Here is a 2,158-nt window from a genome sequence, read left to right as displayed (position 1 = left end):
GACGAAGCGAGGCAGAACGGCGAAACCTGCACCCGCCTGGGCCGCCGCCAGCAGTGCGTGCGTGCTGTTGGTCTCGAGCGCCACGCGAGCGCCGGCGAGCAGCTCCTGAAACCATGGCGCCTCCTGCAGCATCCGGAACTGCGGTGTGTAGACGAGCAACGGGGCCCCGCGCAGCGACTCGACGTTCGTCACCCGTCGCCGAGCGCCCGCGGCGAGCTTGCGGGCGGCGTAGAGCGCGAGCGTGGTGCGGGCGATGCGCACCGCGAGCAGGCCCTGTTGGCGCGGCTTCGGGGATTGAATCGCGAGGTCGGCTTCGCCTCGCGCGAGGTTGCGCTGACGCGTGCCGACCAGCAGCTGAAGCGCGATCCCCGGATGCCGGTCGCGGAACTGGGCGAGCTTCGGCGCAAGCCAGTGCGACGCGAACTCCGGCGCCAGCGCAAGGCGAACGCTTCCAACCACGGCCCCAGCTCCTTCGCGCGCCCGCGCCGCGAGCCCGAGCGCAGCGCGCTCCATCGTTTCGGCGTTCGCCACCGCGTTCTGGCCGTGCACCGTGAGCAGATAGCCGCCGGTGGTGCGATAGAAGAGCGGGACGCCCAGCTCGGCCTCCAGCGCCGAGATCCGGCGTGACACGGTGGTGTGCTCGACCCCCAGCCGCCGCGCGGCGGTCGAGACCCGCCCGGTGCGTGCGACCGCCAGGAACGCCTGCAACGCATCCCAGTCCATGATGTGCATTATTGCACACTGGAAATGCGAATTATGCACTGGCCGCGGAACGGCCATCGCGTACTCTCGCCGTCGTGACCCCACCGACGGGAGGAGCGCGAGAGGAGCGCAATCGCATGAGCACGCAGGCGCAGAGCGAAACGCAGGCGAAGGACCAGCAGCGGGCGCACTGGAACGAAGTGGCCGAGGGCTGGGGAGCCTGGCTCGAATGGACCGAGCGGAACTTCGAGCCCGTTACCGGCTGGCTGCGTGTGGCTTCCGGCTGGAACGAGAACACGCGGCTGCTCGATCTGGCGAGCGGCGCGGGCTATCCGGCGCTCGCCGCGGCAGCGGATCTGCGCCATGGCCGCGTCACCGCGACCGATTTGTCGCCCGCCATGCTGTCGGTCGCCGCGCGCCTCGCGAAGACGCGAGGCCTGACCAACCTCTCTTTCGTGGAGATGGACGCCGAAACGCTGCGCCTGAACGACTCGTCGATCGATGTCGTGACCCATGCGTACGGCCTGATGTTCTGCCCGGTTCCGGCGCGCGCCGTGGCCGAGGCCCGTCGTGTGCTGGCGCCCGGCGGTTGTTACACGGTCGCGGTCTGGGATGAACCCGCGAAGAGCCCGTTCTTCACCGTGATTCGGGCGGCTGCCGAGCACCACCTCGCGCTTCAGCCGCCTGATCCCGAGGCGCCCGGCCCATTCCGGCTGGCTTCGGCGCCGTTGCTTCGCGGGCTGCTCGAAGACGCGGGCTTCTCGGGCGTGCGGATCGAGAGCGTGCCGGCGATCTTCGAGTGCGCTTCAGTTGCCGAGTATCTCCAGATCTTCGGCGATTTCGCGTGGAAGGCGCGGGTCGCCGCGCTCGACGACCGGCAGCGCCGGAGCTTCCATGACGACGTCGCCGAGGGCGCGCGGCCCTTCATGAGCGGCGGCCGCCTCCGGCTCACTGCGACCTCGCTCTGCGCGTGTGGACGAAAGTAGCGCGCATTCTTCTTCCACGATTGAGTTCGACGTTTTGGCTGGCCGAACTTTCAGGGGTTCGCGACGAGCTTGTGGGGACGGTTTGTCGTTGAGTTGGCGAATATCCGGGCGGAGAATCAGCTGGGGTTTGAGCCGCAACCTCAATCTGGAGATCTGTCATGGGCCGCCGATTCCAAATCGCCGTCGCTGTCTTGATCATTGCCCTGTCGGGTGCGATCTGTGGATGCCTCGACCCGCCGACCGTCAACACCAGCCAAAGCTGTGCGGGGGATTACTGCGACTTCTACGCGAACGGCGCGGTGCGCCCCTACAGTGCGATCGGGATAGTCGCGGTCGTCAACGTGCTCGACCTGCCGCACCAGGGTGGCCCGGGGCCAGCCGTGCGGCTGTTATGCCAGTGCGCCAGCTGCGCCACCGGTGACAGTCTCACGCTCGCCGTCTCGCCCTCCCTGCCGCTGGGCAGCAGCGTG

At 68.5% G+C, this 2,158-nt stretch carries 3 protein-coding genes; 2 read left to right on the top strand and 1 reads right to left on the bottom strand.

Annotated features, from left to right (window positions below; genetic code table 11):
* The coding region (locus VMJ70_12645; protein ID HTO91972.1) for a LysR family transcriptional regulator at window positions 1–780 on the bottom strand (780 nt) is incomplete at its 3' end.
* 59 nt (window positions 781–839) lie between these two features.
* On the opposite strand from VMJ70_12645, the gene VMJ70_12640 reads away from it, so the two are divergent.
* Both VMJ70_12640 and VMJ70_12635 read left to right on the top strand, forming a co-directional pair.
* Window positions 840–1,688 (top strand): methyltransferase domain-containing protein, encoded by an 849-nt coding sequence (locus VMJ70_12640; protein HTO91971.1) that lies wholly within the window; start codon window positions 840–842, stop codon window positions 1,686–1,688.
* Window positions 1,689–1,846: 158 nt separating this feature from the next.
* The coding region (locus tag VMJ70_12635) for a hypothetical protein (protein ID HTO91970.1) at window positions 1,847–2,158 on the top strand (312 nt) is incomplete at its 3' end.

The sequence above is a fragment of the Candidatus Sulfotelmatobacter sp. genome, assembly GCA_035498555.1.
Taxonomy (GTDB): Bacteria; Eisenbacteria; RBG-16-71-46; order RBG-16-71-46; family RBG-16-71-46; genus DATKAB01.
Note: the sequence above shows the minus strand (reverse complement) of the source record. Positions and strands in the feature narration are given on the sequence as shown.